Source organism: Nesterenkonia halobia (assembly GCF_039536005.1).
Lineage (GTDB): Bacteria > Actinomycetota > Actinomycetes > Actinomycetales > Micrococcaceae > Nesterenkonia > Nesterenkonia halobia.
In genome coordinates this window covers 207,682-224,750 of sequence record NZ_BAAAYG010000002.1, presented here as the reverse complement: position 1 = coordinate 224,750, position 17,069 = coordinate 207,682, and the positions used below count along the sequence as shown (strand labels likewise).

Here is a 17,069-nt window from a genome sequence, read left to right as displayed (position 1 = left end):
CTCCCCGTCCAGTTGGGCGGGGCGGAGCGCTGTCCGCCCGATCGCCCAGTTCTCCCCGTCCAACTGGGCGGGGTCGTGCTCCGTCAGCCCGGCCGCCCAGTTCTCCCCGTCCAACTGGGCGGGGTCGCCGATCCACCCCGTCCATTTTCATCGGCCCCGTCCAGTTGGAGGAGGTCCGGAAAACTCGACGAGGCGGAGCGGTGCACGAGGTCTCGGGGCCAGGGCGGAGCGCTGTCCGCCCGATCGACCAGTTCTCCCCGTCGAACTGGGCGGGGTCGCCGATCCGCCCCGTCCTGTTTCATAGGCCCCGTCCAGTTGGAGGAGGTCCGGAGAACTCGACGAGGCGGAGCGGTGCACGAGGTCTCGGCCCGGGCGGACCGGTGGTGAACGCGTCGACGACGGTCTCGTCGGTCAGCAGCGGGACGTCGACCGGGCCCCGGCGTCGGAAGGACCGGCATCAGTAGGCCCAGCGTCGGAGGGCCCGGCGCCCCGCCGGATACAGTGGCCCCATGCCCGCGGCTCCCACCTCCGGCCCCATGTCCCGCCCCAGGACGCCCGACCCGTTCGACGGAGCCGGTCTGCGGCCGCTGCGCCTCCCCGACGCCGAAGCGGTCCGGCAGGCCTTCGCCGCCGATCCGCAGATGGCCCGGCAGGGCGACGTCGACGGCCTCGAGTCCGCGCGGGCGTACGTGCTGCACGTGACCGACGCCTCCCGCGGCCGGCATGCCGCGGCGATCGACGTCGACGGCGTCGCAGTCGGCGTCGTCGGACTGCGCATCACCGCCGAGGACCGGCGCGGCTGGCTGTTCTACTGGGTCCGCCCGGAGCACCGCGGCCGCGGGCTGGCCTCCGCCGCCGCGGCGACGACGGCGCACCACGCGCTCTCGGCTCCCGTCGACGAGGCGCTCCCGCCGACGACGACGCCGGCGCTCGACGGTGACCGGCCGGTGACCGGCCTGGAGCGGCTGGAGCTGGGCCATCGGGCGGACAACCCGATCTCCGGCATCGTCGCCCGCGCGGCCGGATTCGTCCGGGAAGGGCTGGAGCGCGGCAAGTTCCTGGTCGACGGCGAGCGCGTCGACGTCGTCACCTACGGGCGGCTGCGGGACGATCCGGCTCCGTCGACCCGGCTGCTGCCGTGGGGCCAGGCACCGTCTGCGGACTGACCGCGCCTCCCGTCGTCGCCGCATCGGCCGGACTCACGGCGGTCGGATGCGCGCCGGCCGGCCGCCGTCGGCCCGGCATCGGCAGACTCCGGCGGCTGCCCAGCAGCACGCCGCCGACCACCAGCGCCCCGCCCAGCAGCTCCGGCGCGGTGACCCGCTCCCCCAGCACGATCCAGGCCGCACTCATCCCGACGACCGGGACCAGCATCGAGAACGGCGAGACCACTCCGGCCGGGTGTCGGGCCATCAGCCTGTTCCAGATCCCGGAGGCGACGACTGTGCCCAGCACCACGGTGTAGAGCAGCCCGAGCAGCGCCGGAACGGCCTCGGGCGTCGCCGCCGCGGCCAGCGAGTCGAGGATCGTCTCCGGTCCTTCGACGACCAGCGAGAGCAGCAGCATCGGCAGCGGCGGCACGATCGACATCCACATCGCGAAACGCATCGGTTCCGCGGCGGCCGCCTTCCGGTTGCAGAGGTTGCCCACCGACCAGCTCAGCGCACCGGCGACGACGAGCAGGAAGGGCAGCGCCCCGCTGAGCTCGGCGCGCTGGATCCCGACGACGATCAGCCCGACGACGGCGACGACGATGCCGGCGATCTGCACCCCGCGGACGCGCTCGCGCAGCAGCACCGCCCCGAGGACCAGCGTCGCCGGGGCCGAGGCCTGCAGCACCAGCGAGGCGATGCCGGCCGGCAGCCCGGCGGCCATGCCGGCGTAGAGGAAGAGGAACTGGAAGGTGCCGAAGCCGAGTCCGTAGCCGATGAGCCAGCGCCAGGGCACGTCCGGGCGCGGGACGAGCAGCAGCGTCGGGATCGCCAGCAGGGTGAAGCGCAGCGCGACGAGGAAGAACGGCGGGAAATGACCCAGCGAGGCGTCGATGGCCAGGAAGTTCAGGCCCCAGAGGACGGCGACCAGCAGAGCGAGGAGGCGGTGGCGGAGCGGCATGACTCCAGTCTGCTCACCCCGGGCGATGAAGCACTATCGAATTCTCCTGCATCATCGCTGTAGCCTGACTTCATGGACGTGCGCCATCTGGACCTGCTCCGCGAGCTGGCCGACCGCGGCAGCATCACCGCCGTCGCCGAGGCCACGCATCGCACCGTCTCGGCGGTCTCCCAGCAGCTCAAGGCCGCCCAGCGGCAGGCCGGGATGGCGCTGGTCGAGCACCAGGGTCGCGGACTCCGACTGACTGACGCCGGCCGGGTGCTGGCCGAGGCGGGCGCGGAGGTCGGCACGGCGATCGCCGCCGCCCAGGCGCGCTGGGATGCCTTCCGCGCGCATCCGACCGGGACGGTGGGACTGGCGATGCTGCCCAGCGCGGCGGCAGTGCTGCTGCCCCGGACGCTGCGCGCCGCGCACGCCGAGGGCATCGAGGTGGTCTGCCACGACGCCGACATCGCCGAGGCCCAGTTCGCCGAGCTGACCCTCGACCACGACGTCGTCGTCGCCCACAGCCTCAGCGGCCCGCGCCCGGCGGGCACCGAGGGGCTGACCGTGGTGCCGCTGGCGCGCGAACCGATCGACGTCGCCGTCGCCGCCGATCATCCGCTGGCCGCCGCCGAGACGGTCACCGCCGCGCAGGCCGCGGCATATCCCTGGTACGGGGTGCCGCGCGACTACCCCTTCGACACCGTCCTGCAGGAGATCGCCCGCGCCGCAGGTGCCGAACTGCAGATCCTGCAGCGGCTGCGGGACAACCGCCTGATGGAGGCGCTGGTCGCCGACGGCTCGGGACTGGCGCTGCTGCCCCGATTCACCTCGCCGATGACTGCGACGACGACGCTGCGACCGCTGGCCGACGTCGACGCCCGGCGGCACATCAGCGCGATCATGCGCCCCGACCGGGCCGAACGCCTCGCCGTGCGCCGGGTGATCGAGGCGCTGCACGACGCCGGCGCCGAGGCCGAGGGCCGGCACGGCGACGGGGCGTGAGGACGCGCGGCCGGAACTGGTGCCGCGGCACAGCGAAGCGGCGGGAGGATCGAGATCCTCCCGCCGCGCGTCGCCGTCGCGCTGCCTCAGTTCAGACCGAGTCAGGCCGCTCCGGTCTGGTCAGCTCTCCTCAGAGCCGGTCTCCGAGGCACCGGCGCTGTCCTTCTCCCATCCGACGTCCTCGACCGGCGTGACGCCGAAGAGGTCGAGACCGGTATAGGGCTCAGGCGTCAGATTTGCCAGTCCATCCTTCGCCGTCATGATGGACGGGCCGTTGTACAGCGGCATGATGCCCCAGGTCTTCTCCACCACCTCGGATTCCAGATCCATGCCTTCGGAGATCTGTTCCTCCGCCGTCGGCAGTGTCTGGACCTCCTCGATCTGCTCGTCCAGCTCCTCCGAGCCGGTGCCGGAGAGGTTCAGGCCGGAGCCCGTGCAGTACACCTGGCACATGTAGGCCACGCCGTAGGGATCGGAGCTGGTGAATCGCAGTGTGAAGATGTCCCAGTTCTGGCCTGTGTAATCCTCGGAGAAGTCGGCGGCGGCACGCGGGTCGATCTCCACCTCGACGCCGATCTCCTTCATCTGCTGCTGCATGGCGCGCGCCCGAGTCTTGGCGACGGGGTCATCGCCGAAGAGTGGCAGCGTGGCCGTCAGACGCGTGCCGTCCTTGGAACGGATGCCGTCCTCGCCCTCGGTCCAGCCAGCCTCTTCAAGCAATGAGTTGGCTTCCTCTGGGTTGTGTTCCAGTCCGGCATCCTCGAAGGCGTTCACGTACCCCTCCTGGAAGGTGTAGAGGTTGAAGGAACCGGCCGGTTCCTCCTCGTAGTCGAGCCCGTCGAAGGCAACCTGCTTCAGCTGCTCACGATCGATGCCCATCATCATCGCCTTGCGGACCTCCAAGTCTGAGAACTTGTCGCGCGTCGCGTTGATGGTGAACAGGTTGTTCTGCGGAGCCACGGAGCGGTAGGTGGTCACGCCCTCCATGTCCTCGACCTGGGCCAGCCGATCCTTGGTCCCTGTACCCGTCATGTCGACTTCCCCGGACTTGAAGGCGTTGATCGACGCAGTCGGCTCGAGCTGGCGGAAGACGACCTGATCCAGCATCGGTGCATCGCCCCACCAGCCGTCGTTCGGCACGAAGGTCAGCGTGCCGCCGTTCGCGTCGAATGAGTCGACTTTGTACGGCCCGGCCCCATACTCGGGGTTCGGCTCCTCGATATAGGCGTTGTTGAACTTTTCCGGCGTGTCGATCTCCGGATGCATGAGATTCCAGAAGAGTCCCTCGGTCCAGGGATACTCGGTCTCGAACGTCACCACGGCCTGACGCTCGTCCTCGCCCTGTTCGACGGATTCGATCTTGCTGTAGCCGTCGGTCGAGCTGGGCTGATACTCCTCGTTCTCCCCGCTCTGTGCCTTCCAGGCATTCTCATACGAGACCCAAGTCATCGGCGTGCCGTCATTCCACTGAGCGTCCGGGTTGATCGTATAGGTGACCACAGTCTTCCCGTCCACGACCTCTGTGGTGATGTCCTCGAGATAAGCAGGGTTCGGCTTCGCCTCTCCCTCCGGCGACATCAGGACCATCTGCGGGTTGTACCAAGTCCAGATCCGGGACGTGTTGGCGGACCCCTGAGCGTGGTTCGGGTTCATCTGCTCTGGGATCTCGCTGATCGGGAAGGTCGCAGAACCTCCCTGCTGGAGATTCTCGCGCGGCTGCGGGTTGTAGTCCGCCTGCTCGACCTCTGAACTGCCCGAGGTGCCGCCATCGGAGTCGGAGCCGCCGTCGCCTCCGCCGCAGCCAGCCAGAGTCAGCGCGAGGACGCCGGTGATGGCGATCGTGCCTTTCGTCTTCCTCATCATGGTGTTTCTCCTTTCGTGCCTGTCGGCATGGGGATGAGTGATCTTCGTAGACGCGTCACCGGTAGTGGCAGGCATTCGTGTGCATACCTGTCTCTCCCGTCAGACGCGGGACTTCGCTCGTGCATCGCACCTGATCCGCAGCGTTGAGCGTCTGATACAGCGGACAACGACTCGCGAAGGCGCAACCCGAGATGTCCTCCGTGGGACTCGGCAGATCGCCGGCGAGCACCACGCGTTCGCGGGCCCTCTCGACAGCGGGGTCGGGCACGGGCACCGCAGAGAGCAGCGCCCGCGTGTAGGGGTGCTGGGGATCATCGAAGACGGGGTCGACGTCGCCCTCCTCGACGAAGCTCCCCAGGTACATGACTGCCACGCGGTGCGCGAGGTGCCGGACCACGGAGAGGTCATGGGCGACGAAGAGGTAAGACAGCCCCAGCCTGGCCTGCAGCTCCTGCAGCAGGTTGATCACGTCCGCCTGGATCGACACGTCCAGCGCCGAGACCGGCTCATCGAGCACCAGCACCTTCGGCTCGGTGGACAGTGCGCGGGCGATGGCGATGCGCTGGCGCTGACCGCCGGAGAAGGCGGTCGGGAATCGATCGCTGTGCGCCGGGTCGAGCCCGACCAGCTCCATGAGCTCCTCGACTCGCTCCGCCGCCTCCTGGCCCTTCACACCGAAGCTGCGCAGTGGCTCGGAGATGAGTTCGTAGACGGTCATGCGCGGGTCCAGGGACCCCATCGGGTCCTGGAAGACGATCTGGATGTCCCGCCGCAGCTCGCGCTCTTGACGCCGGTTCGTCACCGTCGCGACATTCGTCCCAGCGATCTCCATCCGGCCGTGGTCGAGCGTGACCATATCCATGATCTGCAGCAACGTGGTCGATTTCCCACATCCGGACTCTCCGACGATCGCCAGCGTCTCGCCCTCGCGGATGTCGAAGGTCAGCCCTTTGACCGCTTTCACCTCGCCGACCTTGCGTTTCAGCAGCGAGCCCTTCATCAGCGGGAACGTCTTCGCCAGGTTCTCGACATCGAGCGTCACCTGTCGCCGGTCGCGGGGGACGCTCTCGAGCTGCCCTTCGACGGCTTCAGGCACCGGGAAGACGGGGGCGCCGTCGACCGCTCCGGCCGCGATCTCCTCAGCGCGGCGACAGGCGGCCTGATGGCCGGGCCGACCTTCGACGTCGGTCAGCACCGGCTCGCCCTGCCGGCAGGCCTCCTGGACGATGGGGCACCGGTCCGCGAAAGGACAGGCGTCAGGAAGGTCGATGAGCATCGGCGGATTGCCTGTCACCGGCACCAGCGGCTGCTTCTCCTGCTTGTCCACCCGCGGCACGGCACCGAGCAGCCCGAGGGTATAGGGCATGCGCGGATCTCCGAAGAGCACATCGGCCGGGGCCTTCTCGATCGCCCGGCCGGCGTACATGACCATCACGTCATCAGCGACGTCGGCCACGACGCCGAGGTCGTGGGTGATCATGATGACCGCCGCACCGGTCTCCCGCTGAGCGGTCTTCAGCAGGTCCAGTATCTGTGCCTGGATGGTCACGTCGAGGGCGGTGGTCGGCTCATCGGCGATGATGACCTGCGGGTCGTTGGCCATCGCGATGGCGATCACCACGCGCTGTCGCATACCTCCGGAGAACTCGTGCGGGAACGACTTCAGCCTCGCGGTCGCATTCGGGATGCCCACGAGCTGCAGCAGCTCGACGGCACGGTCCCAGGCGGCCTGCGTGGAGATCTTCTGATGACTCTTCAGGGCCTCGATGATCTGGTCGCCGACGGTGTAGACCGGCGTGAGTGCGGTCAGCGGATCCTGGAAGATCATCGAGATCCCGGATCCGCGCAGCTGCGAGAGCTCCTTGTCCGATCTCCCGACGAGCTCCTGACCATCGAAGGTGATGGATCCGCCGACGGTCGCGTTGTCGTCCAGCAGGCCCATGACAGCCATCGAGGTGACGGACTTTCCAGAGCCCGACTCGCCGACGATCCCGAGGGTCTGGCCCGGCTTCAGCTCGAAGGAGATGCCGCGCACGGCATCGACGCGCCCGGCCTCGGACGGGAAGCTCACCGTCAGGTCCTGGACTGAGAGGAGAGAGGAAGTCATGCACGGCCTCCTGCGCCGGACGTCGGGTCGAAGGCGTCACGGAGCCCGTCGGAGATGAGCGCCAAGGACACCGTCAAGAGTGTGAGGACGGCTGCGGGGAAATAGAACAGCCACGGAGAACTGGTGATCGTGTCGGCCCCGACGCGGATCAGCGAGCCCAGCGACACGTCCGGGAGCTTGACGCCGAAGCCGAGGAAGGACAGGGCGGTCTCCATCTGGACGGCCTGGATGACCCCGAGCGTCCAGTTGACGATCAACAGCGAGGCGATGTTCGGCACCATGTGACGCAGCACGATCAGCCCTCCCGGCACGCCCATGTAGCGCGACGCTGTGATGAACTCGCGCTCGCGGAGCGACAGTGACAGCGTCCAGATGGTACGCGCCAGGAAGAACCAGGTCATGAAGATCAGCACCAGCGAGATGACCCGCCAATCGCCGCCGGAGTCCTCGGACATCATCGCCACGATGAGGAACGTCGGCGTGGCCATGAGGAAGTGGATGAACCCGACGAGCACCTTCTCCACATTGCCGCCGAAGTAGGCTGCCGAGGCCCCGACGAGAGCTGCCAGCACCGTCGCTCCGGTCGAGACGGCCAACGCGATCATCAACGACCGCTGCAGACCGAAGACCACCTGGGCGAACAGGTCGTTGCCGCCCGAGTTCGTGCCGAACCAGTGGTCGGAGCTGGGGCCCTCGCTCAGCGCCAGAAAGTCCAGTTCGATGTGGTCGTACTTCTGGAAGAACGGTCCGATCAGCGCGAAGGCCACGATGAGTCCGAACACCGTCAGACCGGCGACAGCCGACTTGTTCCGCATGAACCGTCGTGCATACAGTTTGGTCTTGCTCATCGGCCGGCGCGCCCGTCGTGGCCGCGTCCCATCGCCGGCGACCCGGTCGCTCACCTGGACGGTCGTCACGTTGCTCATCTCAGCTCACTCTCACTCGCGGGTCGAGTGCGACCACGGCCACATCAGCGATCAAGGCCCCGATCGCCGTCATCAGCGCCGCGAAGGCGGCGACGGCGACGACGCCGTGGATGTCGTTGTCGCCCAGAGTGGTGATGAAGTACTCCCCCATCCCGTTCCAAGCGAAGATCTGCTCCGTCAGCACCGCTCCGGTGAAGATCGCCGGGATCTGGAATGCGACCTGGGTGGTGACCGGGATCAGCGAAGTCCGCAGCGCGTGCCGACGGATCGCCTGCTGCTTCGTCAGCCCTTTGGCCCTGGCAGTGCGCACATAGTCGGCCTTGATGTTGTCCAGCAGCAGCGTCCGCTGAAGCAGGTGGTATCCCGAGTAACCGATGAAGATGATCGCGATCGTCGGGAGCAGCACATGCTGGAGCCGGTCGATCAGAACAGGGAAGAAGCCCTCGACGCCCAGTGATTCGGAGCCGGTCACGTAGAGCACATGTCCGCCGACCACATCGTTCAGCGCGATGGCGCCCAGCACGAGAGCCAGGGCGATGACCGGCAGCGGGATGTTCATCGTCACCGTCGAGGAGCCGATGCCCAGCCGGTCCAGGAGCGAGTACTGGCGGGAGGCGGTGAACACGCCCAGGGCGACGCCGATGAGCACCTGGAAGACGGTCGCTCCCAGGACAAGCATGGCGCTGACCCAGATGCGGTAGGCGATCTCCTCGTTGACGGACCCTCCGGCCGGACTGAGTCCCCAGTCCCAGTGCACGAGGATGTCCGTGAGCCAGGTCCACCACCGCTCGAGGAGCGGGACAGAACTCGCGAGATTGCGCGGCTCCAGGATGTTGTCGATCTCACCCGACGTCAACGGAGGTCGATGTCCCATGAAATTGCTGTGCGGGTCGAGATACGCCCAGGCCAGGAAGTACGTGGCGTTGGTCGCCACGAAGATCATCCCGACCCATGTCAGGATGCGTCGTGTCAGGTAACGGATCAACGGAGTCCAGGTCTTTCGGCTCGGTCGTGCTGTGGCTGCGTGGCTGGATCACGGCGTCAGCGCCGTGCCCGCCCCGCGATGCCTTCGACGGTCGCCGGAATCCGAGCACTGTTCATGGAGGTCTCCTCACTGCCTCTGCTGACCGCAGGATCAGGAACGTCGCGCATGCTCTGCATGACGTGATGCACCTAACACCACGGCTGGACAACCACCAGAATACGGCCGCCCCGCGCGACGCCAAGATGCCGCGGCACCCCGTGATCCGATCGTTACTGACCAGTCACTCCGCCCGACAGCACCCCGAAGATCGCAATGACCCAGGTCACACCGAGCAACGAAACCTGCTGGCAGCAGCGCCGTCGCCGCGCGTTCTGCAAGATCCCTTTCAGAGTTCCCCGTCATCACGCCGATCGAACCACCCAGCCTGCGCCCGGCCGATGTACAGTCCGTGATCAGCGTCACGACCTACTGCTCCGCGCGACGAAACGCCCGTGATACGCCGAGAGGGCCCCGGAGTCACCTCCGGGACCCTCTCGGCGTCGTCTTTCATGACAGGATGTTACGCCGATCCGCCGTTCGACCGCGCGTCGTCCGGCGCTCCCCCGACCTCCCAGTCGGGTTCGGCATGGTGACAGGCCGACAGCTGCGAGACGCCGGGCCGGGAGACCAGCTGCGGCTCCTGGGTCATGCAGATCTCGGTGGCCTTCCAGCAGCGCGTGCGGAAGCGGCATCCCGACGGCGGGTCCGCCGGATTCGGCGGATCGCCGGCCAGCACGATCTGCTCCTGCTGGCCGCGCAGCGTCGGATCCGGCACCGGCACCGCCGAGAGCAGCGCCTGAGTGTAGGGATGCGACGGCTCGCGGTAGATCTCCTCCTCAGTGCCCAGCTCCGCGATCCGCCCCAGGTACATCACCCCGACCCGGTCGGCGATGTGCCGCACCACGGAGAGGTCGTGGGCGATGAAGATGTAGGACAGCCCCAGCTGCTGCTGCAGGTCGTCGAGCAGGTTCATCACCTGAGCCTGCACGGAGACGTCCAGCGCCGAGACCGGCTCGTCGCAGATGATGACGTCCGGGTTCAGCGCCAGCCCGCGGGCGATGCCGATGCGCTGCCGCTGTCCGCCGGAGAACTGATGCGGGTAGCGGTTGATGTGGTCGGGATTCAGCCCGACCAGGGCCAGCAGCTCCTTCACCCGATTCCGCACGCCCTGGGCCGGCTTCTCCTCCGGGTGGAGGGAGAACGGCTCGGCGATGATGTCGCCGACCGACATCCGCGGATTCAGCGAGGTGTACGGGTCCTGGAAGATGATCTGGATCTTCCGCCGCAGCCGACGCAGGTGCTCGCCCTTCGCGGCCAGGAAGTCCTCGCCGCGGAAGGACACCCCGCCGGCGTCGGGCTCCTCCAGCCGCATCAGCAGCTTGGCCAGCGTGGACTTGCCGCAGCCGGACTCGCCGACGATGCCCAGCGTCTCGCCCCGGCGCAGCTGGAAGCTGACGTCGTCGACGGCCTGCACCGCCCCGACCTTGCGCTGGAAGACGATGCCCTGGGTCAGCGGGAAGTGCTTGACCAGGTTCTGCACGTCGAGGACGACCTCAGCGTCGGCGAACGGATCCTCTCCGCGGCCCGCGGCCGCGGACGTCGTCTCAGGCAGGCTCATGCTGGTCCTCCTCGGCGGTGATGAAGTCCTCCGCGTAGTGGCACGCGGCGGTGTGCCCTTCGGCGATCTCGCGGAGCTCGGGCCGCTCGGTGCGACACCGGTCGGTGGCGAAGGCGCAGCGCGGACTGAACGGGCAGCCCGGCGGCATGTCGGTCAGCGCCGGAGGCAGCCCTGGGATGGCCTCGAGACGCTCGTCGGCGCCGTCGACCCGCGGGATCGAGGCGAGCAGCCCGCGCGTGTAGGGATGCGCGGCGCTGCTGTAGATCGAGTACACGTCGGAGGCCTCCATGACCCGACCGGCGTACATCACCGCGATCTTGTCGGCGACGTCGGCCACCACGCCCAGATCATGGGTGATGAGGATGAGTCCCATGTTGAACTCCTCCTGCAGCTGTTTCAGCAGCCGCATCACCTGGGCCTGGACGGTGACGTCCAGTGCCGTGGTCGGCTCGTCGGCGATGAGCACATCGGGGTCCAGGGCGATCGCCATCGCGATCATGATGCGCTGGCGCATGCCGCCGGAGAACTGGTGCGGGAAATCCCCGGCGCGCTTCTCCGCCGCCGGGATGCCGACCCGCTCCATCATCTCCACGGCCTTCTGCCGCGCCTCGCGACGCTTCATCCCGCGATGGACGCGGAACATCTCGCCGATCTGCCAGCCGACCGGCAGCACCGGGTTCAGCGAGGACAGCGCGTCCTGGAAGATCATCGAGATGCTCATCCCGCGCAGCCTGCGACGCCGCTCGGCGGGCATCTGCAGCAGGTCCTCGCCGCGGTAGCGGATCTCGCCGCCGGCGATGTGCCCGGGCGGCATGTCCAGGATGCCCATGATCGCCTGGGCGGTCACCGATTTGCCGGAGCCGGACTCGCCGAGGATGGCGAGCGTCTCGCCGGCGTGCAGCGTGACGTTCAGGCCGTTGACGGCCTGGGCAGTGCCGGCCTTGGTGCGGAACTCCACCTGGAGATCGCGCACCTCGAGCAGCGGCTCGGCGGTGGAGGAGCTGGTCATCGTCTCGTCCTTCGCAGGGGACTTCTGGGATGTGGGCTGTACGGCGTCCATCGATGCTCCCCTCAACGCTTCGACTTCGGGTCGAGGGCGTCGCGGACGGCGTCACCGAGGGTCATGAACGCGAAGACCGTCACGCCGACGAAGATCACCGGGAAGAGCAGCAGATGCGGCGAGGAGGTCACGTAGCTCTGCGCATCCGTGAGCTGCAGACCCCAGGAGATCGCCGGCAGCTGCAGGCCGACGCCGAGGAACGTCAGCGTGGCCTCGGCGCCGATGATGATGCCGATGAACACCGTCGAGTAGCCGATCAGCGGGCCCAGCGAGTTCGGCAGGATGTGCCGGCGCATGATCGTCAGGTGTCCGGCGCCCAGCGCCTTGGCGGCCATCACGTACTCGGAGTTGACCACGGACATCACCGAGCCGCGCATCAGACGGGCCGACGTCGGCCAGGTGAAGAGCATCAGCACCAGGGCCACCTGGATCGGTCCGCGGGTGTCGATGATGTTCAGGAAGACCAGAGCGCCGAGCATGTACGGGATGGCGAAGATCATGTCGGTGATCCGCGAGAGCAGCCCGTCGATCCACCCGCCGAAGTACCCGGCCAGCAGGCCGACGACGACGGCGACGGCGAAGACGCCGATCGAGACCACGACGCCGACGATCATCGAGTTCCGCGCTCCGTGGATGACGCGGGTGTAGTAGTCGCATCCCTGGATGTCGGTGCCGAACCAATGCTGGGCCGACGGCGCCTGTCGGCTCTTCGACAGGTCGCAGGAACCGGGGTCCACCGAGGTGAAGACCTGGGGCACGATCGCCATGGCGACGATAACCACCAGCAGCGCGCCGGAGACGAGGAACCAGGGATTCCGTCGCAGCGAGCGCCAGGCATCGGCCCAGAGGCTGGCCTCGGCCTCCTTGTCCGGTCCCCCGGCGGCGTCGGGAGCGTCCGGAGTGGCCGCCGCAGTGGACTCCCGCGCCGTGGGCGGGGCCGAGGCGGTCCGCGCCGTCGGGTCCGCGGCGGTGGCTCCGGAGCGGGCCGCGGCGTCGTCGAGTTCGGTCTTCTCACTCATAGCGGATCCTCGGGTCGAGCAGGGCGTACAGCAGGTCGACGATCAGGTTGACCGTCACGAAGAACAGCAGGAACAGCGTCACGATGCCGACGACGACGGTGCCTTCCTGTCCCTTGATGGAGTCGACGATCATCGCGCCGAGGCCGGGGATGTTGAACACCGTCTCGATGACCATGGTGCCGCCGAGCAGCGTCGCCAGATCCGCACCGAGGAAGGTCACCACCGGGATCAGCGAGTTGCGCAGCCCGTGTCTCAGCACCACGCGCTGCCGGGAGAGCCCTTTGGCGGTGGCGGTGCGCACATAGTCCGACTGCAGCGCGTCGACGAGCTCGCCGCGCACCATGCGGGCGGCCATGCCGGTGGACACCGCGGCGAGGGCGATCCCGGGCAGGATGTAGCTGACCAGGCCGTCTCGTGTGCCGGCGATCGGGAACCAGTCGAGGTTCAGTCCGAAGATCAGCTGCAGCAGGAAGCCGATGACCAGCGTCGGCAGCGCCACCATGACCACTGTGGTGACCTGCACCAGGCGGTCGATGAAGCGGTCCTTGTAGAGCCCGGCCAGGATGCCGGCGATGATGCCGATGACCGCCTGGATGGCGAAGGTCACCGCCGCGAGCATCAGCGTGGTGGGAAGCCGCTGGGCGATGATGTCGGAGAGCGGCCGGCCGGAGAAGGTGCTGCCGAAGTCGCCGGCGGTGATGATGCCCCAGATGTATTTGCCGTACTGGACCAGGAAGGGGTCGTTGAGGTTGTACTGCTCGCGCATCGTCGCGATGGCGGCCTCGCTCATCGGCCGTTCGCCGGCGAGGGCGCGGATCGGATCGCCCGGCATGAGGAAATTCAGCGCATAGACGATCAGCGTGGAGACGAGCACCACGGGGATGAACTGGAGCAGACGCCGAATGATGTAACGGGTCATAGGTGTCCTTGGAGTGCGACCGCCGACGGGAGGAACCGTCGGCGAGGAACGGGATCGAGGGGCGGCGGGTGATCCGCACGCCGCAGGGCGCGGCCCGCGCTCCCGGCACTCAGGCCGGGAAGAGCGCCGCGGACCGCGCCCTGACGGAGGGACGGAGGGTCACTCGGTGACTTCGAGGTCCTCCACGCGGACGAACGTCCGGTAGTCCATGACCACCGAGGAGTCGTCGACCCGCTCGCTGGTGACCACCGGGTAGGACTTGAACCACAGCGGGATGAGCGGCATCTCCTCCATGAGGATGTCCTCGGCCTCCTGATACGCGGTGGACGCGGCGTCCTGGTCGGTCGCGGAGTTCCCCTCGTCGATCAGCCGGTCGAACTCCTCGTTGGAGAATCCGGTGTAGTTCGACGACTGGTCGGTGGTGTAGATGGGCTCCATCGCGTACTGCGTCGCGGGGTAGCTCAGCACCCAGCCCAGGCGGAACGGGCCGGTGATCTCGTCACTGTCGTGCAGGTCCAGGTACTGAGCGAACTCCATGGACTCGAATTCGACGGACTCGACCCCGAGGTTCTCCTGCCACTGGTTGGCCACCGCCTCGGTCCAGGCCTCATGGCCGGCGCCGGAGTTGAAGTACAGCGTCAGCTCGGAGGGGCCGCCGGCCTCCTCGTAGAGCTCGGCCGCCCGGTCCGGCTCGAAGCTGCAGGTGTCGCAGGCGTCGTCCCGGTACTCGGGCATCATCGGCGGGATCACGCCGGAGGCCGGGACGTTCTGTCCGTCGAAGATCTGCTCGATGATCTCCTCGCGGTCGATCGCCATGGACAGCGCCCGCCGCACGTCGACGTCCTGGTACTCCTCCTGGTACAGCGGGAAGCCGAGGTACTCGAAGGAGGAGGTCTCGAAGGACTGCTGGTTGTCGCCGAAGTCGGCCTCCAGCTGACCCCAGTGATTCGGGGTGACCTCGTCCATGACGTCCAGCTCGCCGGACTGTGCATCCAGGTAGGCCGCCTCGGCGTCGGCGTAGATCCGCCACTCGATGTTCGCCGGCTTGCCGGCCTCCTCGCCGGCATAGTCCTCATAGCGGGTGAGATTGATGTGTTGGTCGTGCACCCACTCCCCGTCCATCTGGTACTGGCCGTTGCCGACCGGCGCCTGCTCGTAGGAGTCCGGGTCCTCGAACGCCTCCTGCGGCAGCGGGTAGAAGCCGGTGTAGGAGAGCATCAGCGGCAGCGGGGAGAAGGGCTCGGTCAGCTCGATCTCCAGGGTGTAGTCGTCGACGGCGCGCACGCCCTCGAGCTCCTCGGCCTCGCCGTCGACGAGGGCCTGGTAGCCGGCGATCTTGTCGTAGAAGCTGGCATTCTGCTGGGCGTTCTCCGGGTCGACGGTCCAGTTGAAGGTGTCGACGAAGGTCTGAGCGGTGATCTCGTCGCCGTTGTGGAAGGTCCAGTCCTCGCCCAGATGGAAGGTCCAGGTCTCGTTGTCCTCGGTCTCCCACTCCTCGGCCACGCCGGGGACGGCCTCGTAGGTCTCGAAGTCCACCCCGGTCAGACCGGTGTAGAGCTGCTCGAGCACCTTCGAGCCGCAGACCTCGGTGGAGTTGCCGGGCATCAGATTCTGCGGTTCGCAGTTGTAGATGCTCACCGTGCCGCCGTCGGCGGAGGCCTCGCCGCCGCCGCCGTCGCCGCCTCCGCAGGCGGTCAGCGTCAGCGCGGCGGCGGCTGTGGTGGCCACGGCCGCGCGGCGCATGGTCGCTTTGTGTCGCATTGTCGGTCGTCTCCTCATCAGGGGTGCGCGGGACGGCGCCACTCCGGCGACGCCCCGGGATCCTCGTGGTCAGCGCCCTCGCAGAAGGGCCCATGACGGGGATGACGTGAGCGACGCTCGCAGTCGCCCGGGAGTGTTGCCCACGTCACCGGATGATGGAGAGTCTAGCAACGATTCGTTGCACGAGTGTTTCAGATCTCGGCGACACTCCGTGTCGCAAGCCACACGTTCCACCGCGGCGAGGAGGTGCTCGGCCGACGGATCACTCGCGCCAGACGTCGTCGGGCTTCGCCGTACGCCCCGCGGTCAGCCGCAGCGCCTGCCCCTGGGCGACGAGCTTCTCGTACTTCATCGCCGCCTTGTCCGCGGCGGCCGTGGCGCGCAGCGGCAGCATGATGGTCCGCTCGGCCTCGATGCCGGCCTGCAGCTGGCGACCCCGTTCCAGCTCCGCATCGACTTCGGCGCCGAAGAGCAGCACGGCGTTGGCGATGAAGATCCAGAGCAGGAAGATGATCACACCGGCCAGGGCGCCGTAGGTCGCCTGGTAGTTGCCGAAGCCGCTGATGTAGACGGCGACGCCGATCGTCGCGAGGATCAGCACGCCGATGGCCAGCAGCGCTCCCCCGGTGATCCACAGGACCCCGGGCTGCCGGATGTTCGGCGTGGTGTAGTAGAGCAGGGCGATGCAGGCCGCGGCGATCACCAGCAGCGCGGGGTACCGCGCATAGTTCCAGACCTGCTCGGCCGTCTGGCTGAGTCCGGCCGCCTCGCCGAGCGCGGTGACCAGCGGACCGGAGACCACCAGCATCATCGCCGAGAGGGCCACCAGCACGATCAGTGCGGCGGTGACGCCGTAGAGCACCGGGCGCAGCACGAGCGGCGAGCGACCCTCCGGCACTTCGAAGATGCGGTTCATCGCCCGGGAGAAGGCGTTGACGTAGTTCGACGCCGTCCACAGCGCGGTGAGGATGCCGACGGCCAGCCCGATGCCGGCGCCGGGCGCCTCGGTGAGCACCTGCAGGATCGTCTGCACCACGCTCATGTCGCGGACGTCGGACTCCAGCAGCTCGTCCAGCGTGTTGAGCAGGAACTCCTGGGTGCGTCGTGCTTCACCGACCACGGAGAGCAGCGAGACGAACGCGATGAGCGCGGGGAAGACCGAGAGCACCGCGTAGTAGGTCAGCGCCGCCGCCGAGTCCGGACACTGGTCGCGGCCGAACTCGGCGACAGCCCGGCGGAAGGAGTACCACCAGGTCGCCGGCCGCAGGCTGAACGGGGTGCGCGGCTTGGCCGCGTCGCGCCCGGAGGCGGCGTGCTCCTCGCGCTGACGGGTCTTCAGCCGATCCGGCTGGTCGGCCGCTGCGGCGACGGTCCCGGGACGGTCGGCGTCGGCGGAGACGAGGCTCTCGCCGAGGACGTCGGGGCCGGTCGCCTCGCGCCGGCTCGCCCGATGCGCGGCGAGCCCGCCGGCCGCCGGTTCGGCGGATTCCGCCGACGTCGACCACGCGCCGTCGGCGGCGGCCTCCTCGGCGAGTGCGGCATCACGCGAGTCGCGGGCGTCGTCGGCTCCGGGGCGGCGATCCTGGGTCTCCTCTGCGCTCATGCGCCCAGAGTAGCCCAGCACCGCCGGTGATCAGCGACGATCCGCGCGCCGCAGGTCACATCGGCGGGCG

General features: G+C 68.1%; 13 protein-coding genes. 2 read left to right on the top strand and 11 right to left on the bottom strand.

Translation table 11 applies throughout. The features are described 5' to 3' along the window. Nucleotides 1–509: 509 nt before the first annotated feature. Complete coding sequence (locus tag ABD652_RS01750) at nucleotides 510–1,166, top strand: GNAT family N-acetyltransferase (RefSeq protein WP_344717528.1); 657 nt, start codon at nucleotides 510–512, stop codon at nucleotides 1,164–1,166. Here the strand turns inward: ABD652_RS01750 and ABD652_RS01745 are convergent. After that, nucleotides 1,087–2,112, bottom strand: coding sequence for an EamA family transporter (locus ABD652_RS01745; protein WP_344717526.1), 1,026 nt, complete (start codon nucleotides 2,110–2,112; stop codon nucleotides 1,087–1,089). The genes ABD652_RS01750 and ABD652_RS01745 overlap by 80 nt on opposite strands. 72 nt (nucleotides 2,113–2,184) lie before the next feature. Between ABD652_RS01745 and ABD652_RS01740 the strand changes: the two genes are divergently transcribed. After that, entirely contained in the window at nucleotides 2,185–3,099 is a 915-nt protein-coding gene (locus tag ABD652_RS01740; protein WP_344717524.1) for a LysR family transcriptional regulator, read from the top strand. A gap of 120 nt (nucleotides 3,100–3,219) precedes the next feature. Here the strand turns inward: ABD652_RS01740 and ABD652_RS01735 are convergent, their stop codons facing one another. From ABD652_RS01735 to ABD652_RS01690, 10 genes are all read right to left on the bottom strand, one after another. Next, the gene (locus tag ABD652_RS01735; RefSeq protein WP_344717522.1) at nucleotides 3,220–5,037 is read right to left on the bottom strand and encodes an ABC transporter family substrate-binding protein; all 1,818 of its coding nucleotides are present in this window, start codon (nucleotides 5,035–5,037) and stop codon (nucleotides 3,220–3,222) included. Continuing rightward, nucleotides 5,018–7,069: an ABC transporter ATP-binding protein gene (locus ABD652_RS01730; RefSeq protein ID WP_344717520.1), complete on the bottom strand. Its 2,052-nt coding sequence runs from the start codon at nucleotides 7,067–7,069 to the stop codon at nucleotides 5,018–5,020. Before ABD652_RS01730 ends, ABD652_RS01735 begins: the two co-directional genes overlap by 20 nt. Beyond that, nucleotides 7,066–7,917 (bottom strand): ABC transporter permease, encoded by an 852-nt coding sequence (locus ABD652_RS01725; RefSeq protein WP_344717518.1) that lies wholly within the window; start codon nucleotides 7,915–7,917, stop codon nucleotides 7,066–7,068. The genes ABD652_RS01730 and ABD652_RS01725 overlap by 4 nt, the downstream gene beginning before the upstream one ends. Nucleotides 7,918–7,996: 79 nt before the next feature. Then, entirely contained in the window at nucleotides 7,997–8,938 is a 942-nt protein-coding gene (locus ABD652_RS01720) for an ABC transporter permease (protein WP_344717516.1), read from the bottom strand. A 601-nt stretch (nucleotides 8,939–9,539) separates the two neighbouring features. After that, a complete protein-coding gene (locus ABD652_RS01715) occupies nucleotides 9,540–10,637 on the bottom strand; it encodes an ABC transporter ATP-binding protein (RefSeq protein WP_344717513.1) in 1,098 nt (365 codons plus the stop codon). Beyond that, complete coding sequence (locus ABD652_RS01710) at nucleotides 10,624–11,646, bottom strand: ABC transporter ATP-binding protein (protein ID WP_344717511.1); 1,023 nt, start codon at nucleotides 11,644–11,646, stop codon at nucleotides 10,624–10,626. The genes ABD652_RS01715 and ABD652_RS01710 overlap by 14 nt, the downstream gene beginning before the upstream one ends. 62 nt (nucleotides 11,647–11,708) lie before the next feature. Next, nucleotides 11,709–12,716: an ABC transporter permease gene (locus ABD652_RS01705; protein ID WP_344717509.1), complete on the bottom strand. Its 1,008-nt coding sequence runs from the start codon at nucleotides 12,714–12,716 to the stop codon at nucleotides 11,709–11,711. Beyond that, the gene (locus ABD652_RS01700; protein ID WP_344717507.1) at nucleotides 12,709–13,635 is read right to left on the bottom strand and encodes an ABC transporter permease; all 927 of its coding nucleotides are present in this window, start codon (nucleotides 13,633–13,635) and stop codon (nucleotides 12,709–12,711) included. The genes ABD652_RS01705 and ABD652_RS01700 overlap by 8 nt, the downstream gene beginning before the upstream one ends. A 159-nt stretch (nucleotides 13,636–13,794) precedes the next feature. Continuing rightward, nucleotides 13,795–15,396, bottom strand: coding sequence for a peptide ABC transporter substrate-binding protein (locus tag ABD652_RS01695; protein WP_344717505.1), 1,602 nt, complete (start codon nucleotides 15,394–15,396; stop codon nucleotides 13,795–13,797). Nucleotides 15,397–15,658: 262 nt separating this feature from the next. Further along, nucleotides 15,659–16,999 carry a YihY/virulence factor BrkB family protein gene (locus ABD652_RS01690; RefSeq protein WP_344717503.1) on the bottom strand — a complete coding sequence of 447 codons (1,341 nt, stop codon included), beginning with the start codon at nucleotides 16,997–16,999 and terminating at the stop codon, nucleotides 15,659–15,661. Nucleotides 17,000–17,069 lie beyond the last annotated feature (70 nt).

What these genes read in the sequence shown, in the direction of transcription:
- ABD652_RS01695 (WP_344717505.1), bottom strand. Translation starts at nt 15,396, where the DNA reads ATGCGACACAAAGCGACCATGCGCCGCGCGGCCGTGGCCACCACAGCC.
- ABD652_RS01730 (WP_344717520.1), bottom strand. Translation starts at nt 7,069, where the DNA reads ATGACTTCCTCTCTCCTCTCAGTCCAGGACCTGACGGTGAGCTTCCCG.
- ABD652_RS01725 (WP_344717518.1), bottom strand. Translation starts at nt 7,917, where the DNA reads ATGAGCAAGACCAAACTGTATGCACGACGGTTCATGCGGAACAAGTCG.
- ABD652_RS01750 (WP_344717528.1), top strand. Translation starts at nt 510, where the DNA reads ATGCCCGCGGCTCCCACCTCCGGCCCCATGTCCCGCCCCAGGACGCCC.
- ABD652_RS01710 (WP_344717511.1), bottom strand. Translation starts at nt 11,646, where the DNA reads ATGACCAGCTCCTCCACCGCCGAGCCGCTGCTCGAGGTGCGCGATCTC.
- ABD652_RS01715 (WP_344717513.1), bottom strand. Translation starts at nt 10,637, where the DNA reads ATGAGCCTGCCTGAGACGACGTCCGCGGCCGCGGGCCGCGGAGAGGAT.
- ABD652_RS01705 (WP_344717509.1), bottom strand. Translation starts at nt 12,716, where the DNA reads ATGAGTGAGAAGACCGAACTCGACGACGCCGCGGCCCGCTCCGGAGCC.
- ABD652_RS01740 (WP_344717524.1), top strand. Translation starts at nt 2,185, where the DNA reads ATGGACGTGCGCCATCTGGACCTGCTCCGCGAGCTGGCCGACCGCGGC.
- ABD652_RS01690 (WP_344717503.1), bottom strand. Translation starts at nt 16,999, where the DNA reads ATGAGCGCAGAGGAGACCCAGGATCGCCGCCCCGGAGCCGACGACGCC.
- ABD652_RS01720 (WP_344717516.1), bottom strand. Translation starts at nt 8,938, where the DNA reads ATGATCTTCGTGGCGACCAACGCCACGTACTTCCTGGCCTGGGCGTAT.
- ABD652_RS01700 (WP_344717507.1), bottom strand. Translation starts at nt 13,635, where the DNA reads ATGACCCGTTACATCATTCGGCGTCTGCTCCAGTTCATCCCCGTGGTG.
- ABD652_RS01745 (WP_344717526.1), bottom strand. Translation starts at nt 2,112, where the DNA reads ATGCCGCTCCGCCACCGCCTCCTCGCTCTGCTGGTCGCCGTCCTCTGG.
- ABD652_RS01735 (WP_344717522.1), bottom strand. Translation starts at nt 5,037, where the DNA reads ATGCCTGCCACTACCGGTGACGCGTCTACGAAGATCACTCATCCCCAT.